13 protein-coding genes are annotated in these 13,615 nt (G+C 69.9%); 6 read left to right on the top strand and 7 right to left on the bottom strand.

Going from position 1 to position 13,615, the window contains the following annotated elements; genetic code table 11:
• Positions 1-36: 36 nt before the first annotated feature.
• Entirely contained in the window at positions 37-1,092 is a 1,056-nt protein-coding gene (locus ASD30_RS01115) for a mechanosensitive ion channel family protein (protein WP_082563474.1), read from the top strand.
• Here the strand turns inward: ASD30_RS01115 and ASD30_RS01110 are convergent.
• Entirely contained in the window at positions 1,081-1,506 is a 426-nt protein-coding gene (locus ASD30_RS01110; protein ID WP_056675739.1) for an OsmC family peroxiredoxin, read from the bottom strand. The two genes, ASD30_RS01115 and ASD30_RS01110, sit on opposite strands and share 12 nt — an antisense overlap.
• Positions 1,507-1,621: 115 nt before the next feature.
• On the opposite strand from ASD30_RS01110, the gene ASD30_RS01105 reads away from it, so the two are divergent.
• Positions 1,622-2,008 (top strand): globin, encoded by a 387-nt coding sequence (locus tag ASD30_RS01105; protein WP_056675735.1) that lies wholly within the window; start codon positions 1,622-1,624, stop codon positions 2,006-2,008.
• Here ASD30_RS01105 and ASD30_RS01100 read toward each other — a convergent pair.
• Positions 1,992-2,861, bottom strand: coding sequence for an acyl-CoA thioesterase (locus ASD30_RS01100; RefSeq protein ID WP_056675732.1), 870 nt, complete (start codon positions 2,859-2,861; stop codon positions 1,992-1,994). The two genes, ASD30_RS01105 and ASD30_RS01100, sit on opposite strands and share 17 nt — an antisense overlap.
• A 118-nt stretch (positions 2,862-2,979) precedes the next feature.
• On the opposite strand from ASD30_RS01100, the gene ASD30_RS01095 reads away from it, so the two are divergent.
• Together ASD30_RS01095 and ASD30_RS01090 are read left to right on the top strand one after the other, a co-directional pair.
• A complete protein-coding gene (locus ASD30_RS01095) occupies positions 2,980-4,194 on the top strand; it encodes an acetyl-CoA C-acetyltransferase (protein ID WP_056675729.1) in 1,215 nt (404 codons plus the stop codon).
• Between the two features lie 101 nt (positions 4,195-4,295).
• Entirely contained in the window at positions 4,296-4,814 is a 519-nt protein-coding gene (locus ASD30_RS01090; RefSeq protein WP_056675726.1) for a MarR family winged helix-turn-helix transcriptional regulator, read from the top strand.
• A gap of 142 nt (positions 4,815-4,956) precedes the next feature.
• Here the strand turns inward: ASD30_RS01090 and ettA are convergent, their stop codons facing one another.
• Positions 4,957-6,639 carry an energy-dependent translational throttle protein EttA gene (gene ettA, locus ASD30_RS01085; RefSeq protein WP_056675723.1) on the bottom strand — a complete coding sequence of 561 codons (1,683 nt, stop codon included), beginning with the start codon at positions 6,637-6,639 and terminating at the stop codon, positions 4,957-4,959.
• A gap of 139 nt (positions 6,640-6,778) precedes the next feature.
• Between ettA and ASD30_RS01080 the strand changes: the two genes are divergently transcribed.
• Positions 6,779-7,303: a SigE family RNA polymerase sigma factor gene (locus ASD30_RS01080; RefSeq protein WP_056675721.1), complete on the top strand. Its 525-nt coding sequence runs from the start codon at positions 6,779-6,781 to the stop codon at positions 7,301-7,303.
• Entirely contained in the window at positions 7,300-8,247 is a 948-nt protein-coding gene (locus tag ASD30_RS01075) for a hypothetical protein (RefSeq protein WP_056675719.1), read from the top strand. The genes ASD30_RS01080 and ASD30_RS01075 overlap by 4 nt, the downstream gene beginning before the upstream one ends.
• A gap of 36 nt (positions 8,248-8,283) precedes the next feature.
• On the opposite strand, the gene ASD30_RS01070 is transcribed toward ASD30_RS01075, so the two are convergent.
• The 4 genes from ASD30_RS01070 to ASD30_RS01055 all read right to left on the bottom strand — a co-directional run bounded on the left by ASD30_RS01070 (position 8,284) and on the right by ASD30_RS01055 (position 13,579).
• Entirely contained in the window at positions 8,284-8,784 is a 501-nt protein-coding gene (locus ASD30_RS01070; protein WP_056675716.1) for a single-stranded DNA-binding protein, read from the bottom strand.
• Between the two features lie 218 nt (positions 8,785-9,002).
• The gene (locus tag ASD30_RS01065) at positions 9,003-10,658 is read right to left on the bottom strand and encodes a GTPase family protein (RefSeq protein ID WP_056675714.1); all 1,656 of its coding nucleotides are present in this window, start codon (positions 10,656-10,658) and stop codon (positions 9,003-9,005) included.
• Between the two features lie 57 nt (positions 10,659-10,715).
• Positions 10,716-12,449, bottom strand: coding sequence for a dynamin family protein (locus tag ASD30_RS01060; protein WP_235530197.1), 1,734 nt, complete (start codon positions 12,447-12,449; stop codon positions 10,716-10,718).
• Positions 12,446-13,579: a PrsW family intramembrane metalloprotease gene (locus ASD30_RS01055; protein WP_056675711.1), complete on the bottom strand. Its 1,134-nt coding sequence runs from the start codon at positions 13,577-13,579 to the stop codon at positions 12,446-12,448. The genes ASD30_RS01060 and ASD30_RS01055 overlap by 4 nt, the downstream gene beginning before the upstream one ends.
• Positions 13,580-13,615: the final 36 nt, after the last annotated feature.

Genomic DNA, 13,615 nt, shown 5'->3' with positions numbered 1-13,615 from the left:
TTTGCCTCGCGCCATGGTGCCCGTAGCCTCCGTCACATGCCAGCACTCGACCAGTACGACCAGTGCGGACAGGACGGAGCAGTCTCCTGCCGCGTGGTCTGGAAAATGACCGGAAACGAGACCGCGGCCGACCTCGCCGAGTGGCTGATCGGCAAGCCCCTGGCGATCGCCGGGCTCATCCTGATCGCGCTCGTCGCGAGGTGGCTGCTCCACCGACTGATCGACCGGGTCGTGCGCCAGACCGAGGACGGATCGGTCACCGGGCGGGTCAGCAACATGACGTTCGGCGGCCGTTCCGTCGGCTCACGCTTCGGCATCAGTCCCACCGACGCCGCCACCCGCAGGATGGCTCGGGCGCGCACCATGGGCTCGCTGCTCAAGAGCATCGTCACCGGCGTGATCTTCACGATCGTGCTGATCATGACGATCTCGGAGCTCGGCTACGACGTGGCTCCACTGATCGCCAGCGCCGGAATCCTCGGTGTCGCGCTCGGCTTCGGCGCCCAGGCGCTGGTGCGCGACTTCCTCAGCGGCATCTTCATGATCTTCGAGGACCAGTACGGCGTGGGCGACTCGATCGATGTCGGCGAGGCCACCGGCACGGTCGAGGCGGTGGGCCTGCGGGTCACCCGTCTGCGCGACGTGAACGGCACCGTCTGGTACGTCCGCAACGGCGAGATCCTGCGAGTCGGCAACATGAGCCAGAACTGGGCCCGCACCGTGCTCGACGTGGCCGTGGCCTACCACGAGGACATCTCTCGCGTACGCCGCGTGCTCGCCGACGTCGCCCACGACCTGTGGCAGGACGACGAGTTCCGCGGTGTCGTCATCGAGGAGCCGGAGATCTGGGGCGTGCAGGAGGTCGGCGCCAACGGCGTGCTGATCCGGGTCGCCCTGAAGACCGCGCCTCAGGAGCAGTGGGCGGTCGGTCGCGAGCTGCGCCAGCGGATCAAGGCGCGCTTCGACTTCGAGGGCATCGAGGTGCCCTATCCCGAGTGGGTCGTGCGGGACCCCGCCCACCAGGGCAGTGCCGTGGCACCGACGGGCTCCACGGCACCCACCCCGGAGGCGGACGGCTCGTCAGCCGAGTGACGCGCTCAGCGTGATCGTCGTACCCGTGAGGGCCTGACTGACCGGGCAGTTCGCCTTCGCGTCCTCGGCGGCCGCGACGAACGCTGCCTCGTCGATGCCCTCGACCGCGCCGACCACCGTCAGGTGGATGCCGGTGATGCCGGTGCCCGGGGTGAACTCGACGTCGGCCTTGGTGTCGAGCGTCGTCGCGGGGGTGCCGGCCTTGGCCAGGCCGTTGGAGAAGGCCATGGAGAAGCAGGCCGAGTGTGCGGCGGCGATCAGCTCCTCGGGGCTCGTCTTGCCGCCCGGCTCCTCGGCGCGGGCCGGCCAGGACACGTCGTAGGTGCCGAGTCCGCTGGAGTCGAGGGTGACCTTGCCGGAGCCCTCGAACAGGGTGCCTTCCCAGCGAGTGCTGGCGGTGCGGGTCGTTGCCATGGTGCTCCTCCGTGTGCGGATGGGGTGCCGGTGTCGGCGGGACGCTGCCGAGTCTTCCACGGCGGGGTCGGCCCCGGGTAGGAGTCGGTTCGGGCGTCCCGGCCACAATGGGGGCATGGGCAGCGACGACGTGACGTTCTACGACGAGATCGGTGGCTTCGAGACCTTCCGCCGCATCGTCGGCCGGTTCTACGAGGGCGTCGCCACCGACCCGCTGCTGCGGCCGATGTATCCCGAGGAGGACCTCGGGCCCGCGACCGAACGCTTCACGCTGTTCCTGGTGCAGTATTGGGGTGGCCCCACGACCTACTCCGACAACCGTGGCCACCCTCGTCTTCGCATGCGGCACGCGCCGTTCACGGTGACCCCGGCCGCGGCCGAGCGCTGGCTGGTGCACTTCCGGGCCGGTCTCGACTCCGTCGAGCTGACACCAGAACAGGACAAGCGGTTCTGGGACTACGTGACACACGCAGCCCAGTTCATGGTCAACTCGCTCGAGTGAGCTCGCGCCGCAGCACCTCGCGGTAGGCCTCCGGGGCCGGGGCCGCGGTCTGCGTCTCCTGGTCGAAGGTCACCATCACGACTCGGGCCCGGCTCAACACCCGCTCGCCGTCGAGGATCTCCGACTCGACGACGAACGACGAGTTCCCCACGTGTGAGATCCGGGAGCGGACGTCGTACGCCTCGGGGCGGAAGAGGATCGGGGTCTTGTAGGTGACGTTCATCTGGGCCAGCACCATCGGCACCCGGGTGGTGCCCTCGCTGACGCCCTCCCAGATCTGCATCATGTAGGCGATGCGGGCCTCCTGGAAGTACTCGAAGTACTTCACGTTGTTGACGTGGCCGTAGACGTCGACGTCGGAGAACCGCACCCGCAGCGGGTAGTGCCCACCCTCCACGGCGGGAGCCGGCGTCAGCGGCGCGGTCGGCGGCAGCGGGCTGTCCTCGAGGAACCGGGTCAGGGTCGCGCGCTCGTCGGCCGAGATGCGGCGCGGCCGTTCCTCGGCGAAGACGAACGGGGTGAGCACCGAGGTCGCCTGCAGGTAGACCACGCGGCCCTCGGGAGTCTCGTCGTACACCTCGTAGGCCATCGTGAACGTGGCCGCCCTGATCTCGCTGACCCAGCTCTCGATCTTGACCGGCTCGGCACGGAAGGTGAGCGGGCGGGTGTACTTCACGTCGTGGCTGACCACGACCACGCCCTCGGCCAGGTCGTTGGCGCGACTGTCGGGGGCGTGCGTCAGCAGCATGTCGATGCGCGCCTCCTGGAGGTAGTCGACGTACGTCACGTTGTTGACGTGACCGAGCAGGTCGAGGTCGGCCCAGCGGATGGGGCACTCGTAGACATGGCGCACGCCGTCAGTCTCCCAGAGGGATGCGGGCCCGGCTGATGGGACCTCCTCCCCGGACAGACGTCGGACCGGATTACTCTGGCCGGAGTAGCACGACCCCTTCACCCCTGATCGGAGAAACATGCCCGAGGCAGTCATCGTTTCCGTTGCTCGCTCCCCCATCGGGCGAGCCAACAAGGGCTCGCTCAAGGACTTCCGTCCCGACGATCTCACCGCACTGATCGTCAAGACGGCGCTGGACAAGATCCCTGCTCTCGACCGCAACACGGTCGACGACCTCTACCTCGGCTGCGGTCTCCCCGGTGGCGAGATGGGCAACAACATGGGGCGCATCGTCAACGTGCTCAACGACATGGACCAGGTGCCGGGCGCAACGATCACCCGCTACTGCGCTTCGTCGGTGCAGACCACCCGGATGGCGTTCCACGCGATCAAGGCCGGCGAGGGTGACGTGTTCATCTCGGCCGGCGTCGAGACGGTGTCGCGCTTCAAGAACGGCACCTCCGACCACATCCCGAACACCCGCAACGCGGTCTTCGACGACGCCATCGCGCGCACCGACAAGTACGCCGAGGGCGGCCAGGACTGGCACGACCCGCGCGAGGACGGCCTGCTCCCCGACGCCTACATCGCCATGGGCCAGACCGCGGAGAACGTCGCCCGGCTGCGCGGTCTTGACCGCAAGGAGCTCGACGAGTTCGGCGTCCGCTCGCAGAACCTGGCCGAGAAGGCGATCAACGACGGCTTCTGGGCCCGCGAGATCACCCCGGTCACCACGCCCGACGGCACCGTGGTCTCCACCGACGACGGTCCCCGGGCCGGCGTCACGTACGACGCGATCTCGCAGCTGCAGCCGGTCTTCCGGCCCGACGGCGTGGTCACCGCCGGCAACTGCTGCGCCCTCAACGACGGCGCCGCGGCCGTGGTGATCATGTCCGACACCAAGGCCGCCGAGCTCGGCCTCACCCCGCTGGCGCGCATCGTGTCGACCGGCGTCTCGGGCCTCTCCCCCGAGATCATGGGCCTCGGCCCGGTCGAGGCGACCAAGCGCGCCCTGGCCAACGCCAACATGAGCATCGGCGACATCGACCTCGTCGAGATCAACGAGGCGTTCGCCGCCCAGGTCGTGCCGTCGTACCAGGACCTCGGCATCGACATCGACCGGCTCAACGTCAACGGTGGTGCGATCGCGGTCGGCCACCCGTTCGGCATGACCGGCGCGCGCCTGCAGAACACGATGATCAACTCGCTGGACTGGCACGACAAGTCCACCGGCCTGATCACCATGTGCGTCGGTGGCGGCCAGGGCATGGCGCTGATCCTCGAGCGCGTCTGAGCTCCACACCGCCTGTACGAAGGCCCCCGGGACACTCCCGGGGGCCTTCGTCATTCGCGACATCGCATGTTCGGGGGTCCCGCACGTCTAGACTGCCCGGCATGACGGACAGCATCTCGGACGCTGCCGCCGCGAAGACTCGTTGGCTCGATCCTGATCAACAACGTGCGTGGCGTGCATACATGGTGGGGACCACCCTGCTCACGGACCGCCTCGACGACGAGCTTCGTGACGCCTTCGGCATCGGCCTGAACGAGTACGAAGTGCTGGTGCGCCTCTCCGAGCGCGAGGACCACTCCCTGCGGATGTCCGCGCTGGCGGACGCCATGCGGTTCAGCCGGAGCCGGGTCACCCACACCATCAAGCGTATGGAGGCCGCCGGCTGGGTGCGCCGCAGCGAGGCCACCGACGACGGGCGCGGCATCTTCGCGCACCTCACCGAGACCGGTTTCGCCCTGCTGGTCAGGGCCGCCCCGATCCACGTGGCCGGCGTCCGCGCCCACCTGGTCGACCTCGTCGCGGGCGACGACTTCGCCGCGATGGGCCGGGTCATGGACGCGGTCGTCGACCAGCTGGCCGAGGACCACCCCGAGGCCGATCTCCGCACCCCCGGCAGCTGAGCGGCCTCGTGGGCGCTCGCGGAGCGACCACGATCGTGCACAGGGGCTGTCTAGACACACGAGAACGCGAAGAAGCGACCCGGACCATGCAGGTGCACGGTCCGGGTCGCTTCACGTCGTACGGCGGGTGCCGCCATCCGAGTCAGTCGCGGGTGAGGCGGCGGTGCGTGACGCGGTGCGGACGGGCCGCGTCTGCGCCGAGGCGCTCGATCTTGTTCTCCTCGTAGGAGGCGAAGTTACCCTCGAACCAGAACCACTTGGCCGGGTCCTCCTCGTCGCCCTCCCACGCCAGGATGTGGGTGGCGACACGGTCGAGGAACCACCGGTCGTGCGAGGTGACCACGGCGCAGCCGGGGAAGTCGAGGATCGCGTCCTCGAGTGACGACAGGGTCTCGACGTCCAGGTCGTTGGTGGGCTCGTCGAGGAGCAGCAGGTTGCCGCCCATCTTCAGGGTCAGCGCCAGGTTGAGGCGGTTGCGCTCACCACCGGAGAGCACGCCGGCCTTCTTCTGCTGGTCGGGGCCCTTGAAGCCGAACGACGCGACGTAGGCCCGCGAGTTCATCTCGAAGTTGGCGACCTTGATGAAGTCGAGCCCGTCGGAGACGACCTCCCACACGTTCTTGTTGGGGTCGATGCCGCCGCGGCTCTGGTCGACGTACGACAGCTTCACCGTCTGGCCGACCTTGAGCTCGCCCTCGTCGGGTTGCTCGCCGCCGGTGATCATGCGGAACAGCGTGGTCTTGCCGACGCCGTTCGGGCCGATGACGCCGACGATGCCCGCGCGGGGCAACGTGAACGACAGGTCGTGGAACAGGGTGCGGTCGTCGAAGCCCTTGGCCAGGTCATGGGTCTCGAGCACGATGTCGCCGAGTCGTGGGCCTGCCGGGATGTTGATCTCGGACGTGTCGATCTTGCGCATCCGGTCGGCTTCCTTGGCCATCTCCTCATAGCGCGCGAGACGCGAGCGGCTCTTGGTCTGCCGGGCCTTGGCGTTGGAGCGGACCCACTCGAGCTCCTTCTCCAACATCTTGGCGCGCTTGGCGTCCTTCTGGCCCTCGATCTTGAGCCGGGACTGCTTGGTCTCGAGGTACGTCGTGTAGTTGCCCTCGTAGGGGTGGGCCTGGCCGCGGTCGAGCTCGAGGATCCAGGTCGCGACGTTGTCGAGGAAGTACCGGTCGTGGGTGACCGCCAGGACGGCGCCCGGGTAGTCCTTGAGGTGGTTCTCGAGCCACTGCACGGACTCGGCGTCAAGGTGGTTGGTGGGCTCGTCGAGGAGCAGCAGGTCGGGCTGCTGGAGCAGCAGCTTGCAGAGGGCGACCCGGCGACGCTCGCCACCGGAGAGGTTGTCGACGATCGTGTCCGGCGGCGGGCAGCGCAGTGCGTCCATGGCCTGCTCGAGGCGGCTGTCGAGGTCCCACACGTTGGCGGCGTCGAGCTCGCTCTGGAGGTCACCGGCCTCCGCGTTGATCTTGTCGAGATCGGCGTCGGGGTCACCCATGGCCATGTAGAGCGCGTCGAGGCGTGCCATCTTGGCCTTGGTCTCGGCGACGGCCTCCTCGACGTTCTCGAGGACGGTCTTGCCCTCGGACAGCGGCGGCTCCTGCTGGAGCATGCCGACGGTCGCGCCAGGGGTCAGGATGGCGTCGCCGTTGTTGGCCTTGTCGAGCCCGGCCATGATCTTCAGCAGGGACGACTTGCCGGTGCCGTTGGGCCCGACGACGCCGATCTTCGCGTCGGGGAGGAACGAGAGGGTGACGTTCTCGAGGACAACCTTGTCGCCGTGCGCCTTGCGGACGTTACGCAGTGTGAAGACATACTCAGCCATGGGCGCGAGCCTACGGTGCGCGGGCGGTTCGGCTCCAACCGGTGCCCGCCGAGGAACCTGTCTGAGACCAATCGTCCGGTGAGGGCGTCTTGAGGGTGACGGTCCCAACGGGGGACCGAACGGACAAGGAGGCGCAGGCGTGAAGGACCCACGGGGGAACGATCGCGACTACTCGGAGTTCGTCGCCGCACGGTCGAACCAGCTCTACCGGCACGCCTACCTGCTCACCACCTCGCCGCACGGTGCCGAGGATCTCCTGCAGATCGCCCTCGCCAAGGCGTACGTCGCCTGGTCGCGGGTGGCCCGTGCCGATGACCCGGTGGCCTACGTGCACGGCATCGTCACCAAGTCGTTCCTCTCCGAACGGCGTCGGCGCAGCAGCACGGAGCTCACGCTCGCCGAGCTGCCCGACCGTGGAGCGACCGACGCGGACCCGGCCCAACGCCTGGCCCTGATGCAGGCACTGGGCACGCTCGGGCGACTCGACCGGGCCGTCGTGGTGCTGCGCTACTGGGAGGACCTGAGCCTGCGCGAGACCGCGCACCAGCTCGGGATCAGCGAGCCGGCGGTGAAGAACCGCAGCCTGCGCGCGCTCCGCTCCCTGCGGGAGCTGCTGGGTGAACCTGCCGCCCTGTCCGATTCAGCGAATGGAGACCAGCGATGAACCTGGAACCGCACCACGACGACTGGGCAGACCACGACGAGCATGCAGTGCGCGACGTGCTGCACTCCTCGATGAACGACGTCTCGGCACCCCTCGGTGTCGAGGTCGGCGCCCGCCGGCTCGGACGCCGGATGCGGACGCGTCGGCGCCTCGGAGGACTCGCGGCCGGCGGCGTGGCAGCAGCCGCCCTGGCGATCGGCGTACCCATGGTGATCGGCGGCGGCAACGGGGTCGACGAGCGCCCCGACAACAGCGCCGTCGCCACCGAGCCCTCCTCGTCGCCCAGCGAGGACGGCACGCAGCGCGACCCGAACGCCCCCGCCTGGTGGAGCATGCCGGCCGGCGAGATGGCCGAGACACTCGCCGACCTCCTCCCCGCCGGCGTGACGCTCAGCGACCCGGTGACCACCAACACCGACCGTGCACCGGGTGAGCCACTGGCCGAGATGGAGGGCTATCTGGTCGCCACGCTCACCACCGAGGACGGGCCCGGCAAGGTCAACCTGGCCTTCTCCGGCAGCGAGCCTGCCGGCGCCTCCACCGTCGACGGTGGGGAGGAGTCGGAGGTCCCGTCGTCGATCGGCGAGTCGCAGCCCGACGCCGAATCCTCGGAGGACGACCCGGTCGAACCGGCCGGGCCGGAAGGCGATGCCCGCTACAACTGCGACCCGGCCGGGGTCACGAATCCGAAGGACTGCACGGTGATCCGTGACGACGCCGGCCGGGTAATCGGGCGCATCCTCGACACCACGGTCAAAGGCGTGCGTGACCTGTCGGTCACCCTGGTCACCCCGGACAACGGCACGGTGATGATCAACGTGGCCAACACCCTGTCCGAGAAGTGGCCCTACGGTGCGACGCCCACGGCTCCCGACGTGGCCCTCACGCTGGCACAGTTGAGGACCATCGCCGAGAACCCGGTCTGGACGTCGTACCGACCCTGACCCCGGTCGCCCGGTGCAGCACCGGGAGTCGGTCGCTCAGGCGGCCGGCTCCTCGGTGCGTTCGCGGGCCACGAAGTCGTCGATCGTCTCGCCGTTGCTGCTGATCTGGGGCCCACCGACGCCGAAGCCGGCGTTGTGCTCGGCGATGACCTGCGGGTCGATTCCCTCACCCGAGCCGCCCTCACTCTTGGTGAACGAGGCCGTGCCCTTGTTGAAGTCGTGGCCCACCGAGATCGCCTCGACCACGTGGTTGACGTGTTCGTTGCCCTGCTCGTCCTTCCAGATCTGGGCGGTGAGTCGGCCGTGCACCACCACGGCGTGGCCGGAGGCCAGCGACTCCGCGCAGTTGATGCCGAGGGTGCGCCAGGCATTCACGGTGTACCAGTTGGTCGGCGAGTCGACCCACGCCGACTGCGGCTTGTTGTAGCGCCGCGGCGTGGAGGCGACCCGGAAGGTGGCCAACGGTGCGCCGCCCGCGTCACGGAAGTTCACCTCCGTGCCGACCCAGCCCTGGAAGGTGATCATCGTTTCGTTCATGTCGTGCGTCCTTGTCTCTCGATCGGTTTCGATGGGACAAGACTGCGGAGCCGGTACGACGAACGCCGGCCCGAGCAGCACGCACTGTGGAGAACCCGCACACGAACCGACATGTGAGCGAAAACCGGTCGCCCACCGTCGCAACTGGCGACGGGTCGACCCGAACTGGCGACGGGTCGACCCGAACTGGCGACAGGTCGACCCGAACTGGCGACAGGTCAGCGCAGGGCGGCGGCGAGACCTTCGCGGACCCGGCCGTAGGCGTCGAGCTCGCCCTCGATCGGCTGGATCACGAGGTTCTGGCTGATCCCGCGGATCTGCGCCCGCAGACCCTTGTCGGCGGCGCGCGCCCGCGACCGCGCGGTCAGTGAGACCAGCACCTTGCAGAACAGGGCCAGCACGATGCCGAGCAGCACTCCCCCGATCAGCATCAGCGTCGGGATCGGGAAGCCGGCCAGGTCGGGCGTCGGCGGCTCGGGCATGCGCAGGTAGGCCATCACGGCCAGCACGCCGAGCCAGATGCCCCCGGCGAGCGCAGTGAGGATCAGCAACCACTGCAGCACCCGGACGGTGCTGGCCCACCACGGCAGCTTCGCGACGCCGAGGTCGGTGCCGGCCAGCGCAGTGTCGAGCTCGTCGCCGATGCGCTCGTTGTTGGACACCGAGGCGTTGCGGACCGCGGTACGCCACGGCTCGGTCAGCCCGGAGCCCACCTCGTCGGCGACACCACGCACGGCCGCATCGACCCGGGCCCGCTGCACCTTGGTGGCCTGCGGGATCGAGGTGCGCGAGGCCCTGGTCAGCGCCCGCCCCTCCTTGCCGAGGTCGAGGTGCAGCCGCTTGAGCGGGTCGGGCTTGAGCTTCGAGATCCAGGAGGTGACCGGCCAGCCGGTGGCCCGTCCGGCGCGGATCCGGGTGGAGGACTCCACTGCGTCGACCACGATCGGCACACCGGCCGCGTCGGCGAAGGCGTTCTCCAGCTCGGCGACGCGCTCCTTGGTCGGAGAGGCGGCACGGCCGGTGCCGGAGGCCGCGGAGAGGCTCTCGGCGACGGCCTTCACGTCGGCCTCCAGCCGCGACTTGGTGGCCTTCTTCCCGGCCACCCGCTTGGCGAGCTCGTCCTTGAGCGCGTTGAGCCCGAGGTCCTCGCGTGCGCTGATCGGGAGCACCTTCACCTCGCCGAGGCCGTCGGCGTCGAGCAGCCGGCGTACGTCGGCGACCATCGCGTCACGACGGTCGGGGGCGACGGTGTCGATGTGGTTGAGCACCACGATCATGATGCCCGCGTGGCCGGCCAGCGGCTTGAGGTAGCGGTCGTGCACCGCGGCGTCGGCGTACTTCTGCGGGTCGAGGACCCACACGAGCACATCGGCCAGCTTGACCAGCCGGTCGACCTCGAGGTGGTGGGAGACCTCGGTGGAGTCGTGGTCGGGCAGGTCGAGCAGCACGGTGCCGTTGAGGCGCCTGTCCTCGCGACCCGTGTCGAGCATGGAGTCGCGGGTGACCTGGTGCCGGGAGGGGATGCCGAGCCACTCCAGCAGCTCCTCGGCGCCGTCGCGGCCCCACACGCAGGCAGTGGCCCACGACGTCGTGGGGCGGCGTACGCCGACCGCGGAGAGCTCGAGCCCGGTGAGTGCGTTGAAGGTCGAGGACTTGCCGGACCCGGTCGCACCGGCCAGCGCGATGACGGTGTGCTCGGCGGAGAGCCGCAGGCGGCTGCTCGCGCGGTCCACCACGGCCTGGCCCTCGTCGACGAGGGCGTCGTCGAGCCGGCCGCGTGCCTGCTGCACGGCGGCCTCGAGCCCGGCGACGCGAGCTCCCAGATCGGATCCCCTGGAGACCAGCTTCTTGGCCCCTTCGAGCAACGACGTCATCTTCTCCCTCGGAGATTCACATGGGCTTGTGGCGAAACTCTATGCAACGGCTGGTGCTCAGGCCGAATGGTCGCCGCCGCCGGGACGCTCACGGTTCGCGAATCGCTCGTCGGTGACCCTGCGGGCGGCCTTGCGCAGCCGCTCCGGCCCGTCGGCGTCGACCCCGAGCGCGTCGACGAGTGTCGTGAACCGCGCACGCTCGGTGGCCAGCAACGCGTCCACCCGCCGGGTCAGGTCGCGCCGGGCCCGCTCGGCCAGCTCGCGGACCGCCTGGTCGCCGAACACCGCCTCGAGGAGCTTCTGCCCGATCACCGCACTGCCCCCCGCGATGCCGGCCTCGGCACCGGTCACGCCGGCGGTGTGGGCGAAGACGATCACCATCAGGGCAACCGAGAGGCCGTTGACGCCGTAGGCCAGGAACCGGGCGGTGCCCCGCTTGTCGGCGCCCTCGCTGCGCACCATGTCGAGCACGTCCTGCTGCCACTCGCGCACGGCCCGCTCGGCGTCGCGCCGGAACTCGCGTGACGCCCGGCCGAGGTCGACGGAGCCACCGGCCAGCAGGGCCTTGCCCTGGGCGGTCGAACGCCAGGCCCCGGCGGCACGTTCGGCCGCGGCCTCGGCGTGCTCGAGCAGCAGCGTCTCGAGGCCGGACTCGACCGCGACGGTGACCCGCTCGGCCTGGTGCGGCTTGCCCTTCACGGCGGCGACCACACGGTCGCGCACGCGTCCGACCCGGGACTCCAGGGAACGCAGCAGCTCTCCGGTGCCGACGAACTCCTGCCACCGGGCCAGCACCTCGCCGCGCAGCAGGGTGCCGTCGGCACTGGCGCTGGCGATCGCCTCGGCCGCGTCGTCGTACGCCGTGTCGACGTCGGCGCGCAGGGATGCGGTGGCCGCCACCTGCTCGTCCAGGGCGTCGGCGACGGCGTACGCCCGCGAGGACACGGAGCGGATGGCGCCCTCGAGGGTCTGCTTGACCACGGCAGCCCGCGCGTCGGCGTCGGCGGCCAGCGACTCGAGCCAGCCCCTGATGTCCTTCACCGCGGCGGCGGGCAGCAGGCCCTGGTCGTCGACGGTGCCCTCGGTGACCACGAACAGCGGCGAGTCCTTGAGCCCGCGGCTGGCCAGCATGCGGGCCAGGTGGGCGGCAACGGTCTCGATGGCGTCGGCGGGAGTGCGGTCGAGGACGATCGCGACCGCGGTGCTGCGGTCGGCTGCCTGCTTGAGGAACTCCCACGGCACCTGGTCGGCGTACCGCGCGGCGGAGGTGACGAAGAGCCAGAGGTCGGCGGCGGCCAGCAGCTGCGCGGCCAGGGTGCGGTTGCGCTCCTCGACGGAGTCGATGTCGGGTGCGTCGAGCACGGCCAGCCCGGCCGGCACGGAGTCCGCGGGCACCAGCTGCAGGGCGGACGGGTCACCGGTGGCCCGCTCGGTGCGCTCGAGGTCGGGGAGGATGCGGTCCTGGCCGAACCAGTGCGCGTCCTCGGGGTTGTGCACGAGGACGGGAGACCGCGTCGTCGGGCGGAGCACGCCGGGCTCGGTCACCCGGGTGCCGACCAGCGAGTTCACCAGCGTCGACTTGCCGGCGCCCGTCGAGCCACCGACCACGGTCAGCAGGGGCGCGTCGATCGTCATCAAACGCGGGATGACGTAGTCCTCGAGCTGGTCGACCATCTCGGTGCGAGCGGCACGCTGCTCGTCCACCCCGGGTACGTCGAGCGGGAGCGGCGACTCCTGGAGCGCGCCGCGCAGTCGCACGAGCGCGGTGAGCATCGTCGTGGAGCCACTCATCGGTGACGGCCTCCTGCAGGAATGGGCGTGGGGAACGCGATCAGGGGCCGAACCGCGTGCATGCGCTCCACGAACGCCTGTCCCCGCTGGGCAAAGTTACGGGGCGCCGTGCCCCGGAGCACGCGATGGTGAAGGTACCCCAGTTCGACTGCCGCCTGCTGATAGTCCCTCATCGCCTGCGCGCCGCGGGCACCGCCTCGGGCCCGGGCGAAGGCGCGGGCCTGGCGTCGGGCGCGCAGGTCGACGACGTGCGGGATGTCCTGCGGCGCGATCAGGCCCCGGGCCGCGGCGTCCTGGAGTGCCCGGGCGAGCAGGTCGCGCTCACGGGTGCGGGTCCACACCGCGAGCACCACGAGCAGCACGAACACCGGGATCATCACCAGCAGGTAGACGCCGAAGAAGCCGGCGCCGTTGGCCAGCAGCGTCGAACCGTTCCAGGCGGCGTGCAGCCCGACCGCGAGGGCGTAGCCGACGACCGGGCCGAGGATGCGGACGGCGGTCGACCGGCTCGAGACCGCCAACCCGATGCCGATGCCGGTCATCGCGGTGAACAGCGGGTGCGCGAACGGGCTGACGATGCAGCGGACCACGAAGGTCGCGCCGAGTCCGGGGAGCCCGCCGGGCGCACCGCCCTCGGTGCCGTTGTAGGCCGCGGTCAGATAGAGGATGTTCTCGGTGAACGCGAAGCCGATGCCGACCATGCCGGCGTAGACGATGCCGTCGAGGATGCCGTCGAACTCCTGGCGTCGCCAGACCAGCAGGAGCACCAGGAACAGTCCCTTGGTGAGCTCCTCGGACAGCGGCGCGACGATCGCCAAGGATGCTTCGTTGGACCAGCCGCCCACGAAACCGCCGACGCCCTGCACCACCAGGGCCAGGAACGTCGCGACGAAGGCACCCCAGGCCAGGCCGAGCGCGAGCAGCGTCTTCGGCTCCGGTTCGTAGCGGTCGAGCCACAGGTAGCAGGCGATCAGCGGCCCGACCGGGACCAGCGCGAAGATCGCCGCGAGCACCACCGAGGGGCCTTCTCCGGACAGCGCTGTCACCAACGCGATCGGGATCGCCGCCAGCGCCGCGATCAACGAGACCACGATGGTGAAGACGAGGCTCTCGTGGCGGCGTACAGGCATGGGGGGAAGCGTATCTGCTCGCGTGGCGGGTGAGTC

Source organism: Nocardioides sp. Root140 (genome assembly GCF_001426745.1).
Lineage (GTDB): Bacteria > Actinomycetota > Actinomycetes > Propionibacteriales > Nocardioidaceae > Nocardioides.
The sequence above is the reverse complement of the archived record's forward strand: the minus strand, read 5'-3'. Positions and strand labels throughout refer to the sequence as shown.

What these genes read in the sequence shown, in the direction of transcription:
- ASD30_RS01115 (WP_082563474.1), top strand. Translation starts at nt 37, where the DNA reads ATGCCAGCACTCGACCAGTACGACCAGTGCGGACAGGACGGAGCAGTC.
- ASD30_RS01110 (WP_056675739.1), bottom strand. Translation starts at nt 1,506, where the DNA reads ATGGCAACGACCCGCACCGCCAGCACTCGCTGGGAAGGCACCCTGTTC.
- ASD30_RS01105 (WP_056675735.1), top strand. Translation starts at nt 1,622, where the DNA reads ATGGGCAGCGACGACGTGACGTTCTACGACGAGATCGGTGGCTTCGAG.
- ASD30_RS01095 (WP_056675729.1), top strand. Translation starts at nt 2,980, where the DNA reads ATGCCCGAGGCAGTCATCGTTTCCGTTGCTCGCTCCCCCATCGGGCGA.
- ASD30_RS01090 (WP_056675726.1), top strand. Translation starts at nt 4,296, where the DNA reads ATGACGGACAGCATCTCGGACGCTGCCGCCGCGAAGACTCGTTGGCTC.
- ettA (WP_056675723.1), bottom strand. Translation starts at nt 6,639, where the DNA reads ATGGCTGAGTATGTCTTCACACTGCGTAACGTCCGCAAGGCGCACGGC.
- ASD30_RS01075 (WP_056675719.1), top strand. Translation starts at nt 7,300, where the DNA reads ATGAACCTGGAACCGCACCACGACGACTGGGCAGACCACGACGAGCAT.
- ASD30_RS01070 (WP_056675716.1), bottom strand. Translation starts at nt 8,784, where the DNA reads ATGAACGAAACGATGATCACCTTCCAGGGCTGGGTCGGCACGGAGGTG.
- ASD30_RS01065 (WP_056675714.1), bottom strand. Translation starts at nt 10,658, where the DNA reads ATGACGTCGTTGCTCGAAGGGGCCAAGAAGCTGGTCTCCAGGGGATCC.
- ASD30_RS01060 (WP_235530197.1), bottom strand. Translation starts at nt 12,449, where the DNA reads ATGAGTGGCTCCACGACGATGCTCACCGCGCTCGTGCGACTGCGCGGC.
- ASD30_RS01055 (WP_056675711.1), bottom strand. Translation starts at nt 13,579, where the DNA reads ATGCCTGTACGCCGCCACGAGAGCCTCGTCTTCACCATCGTGGTCTCG.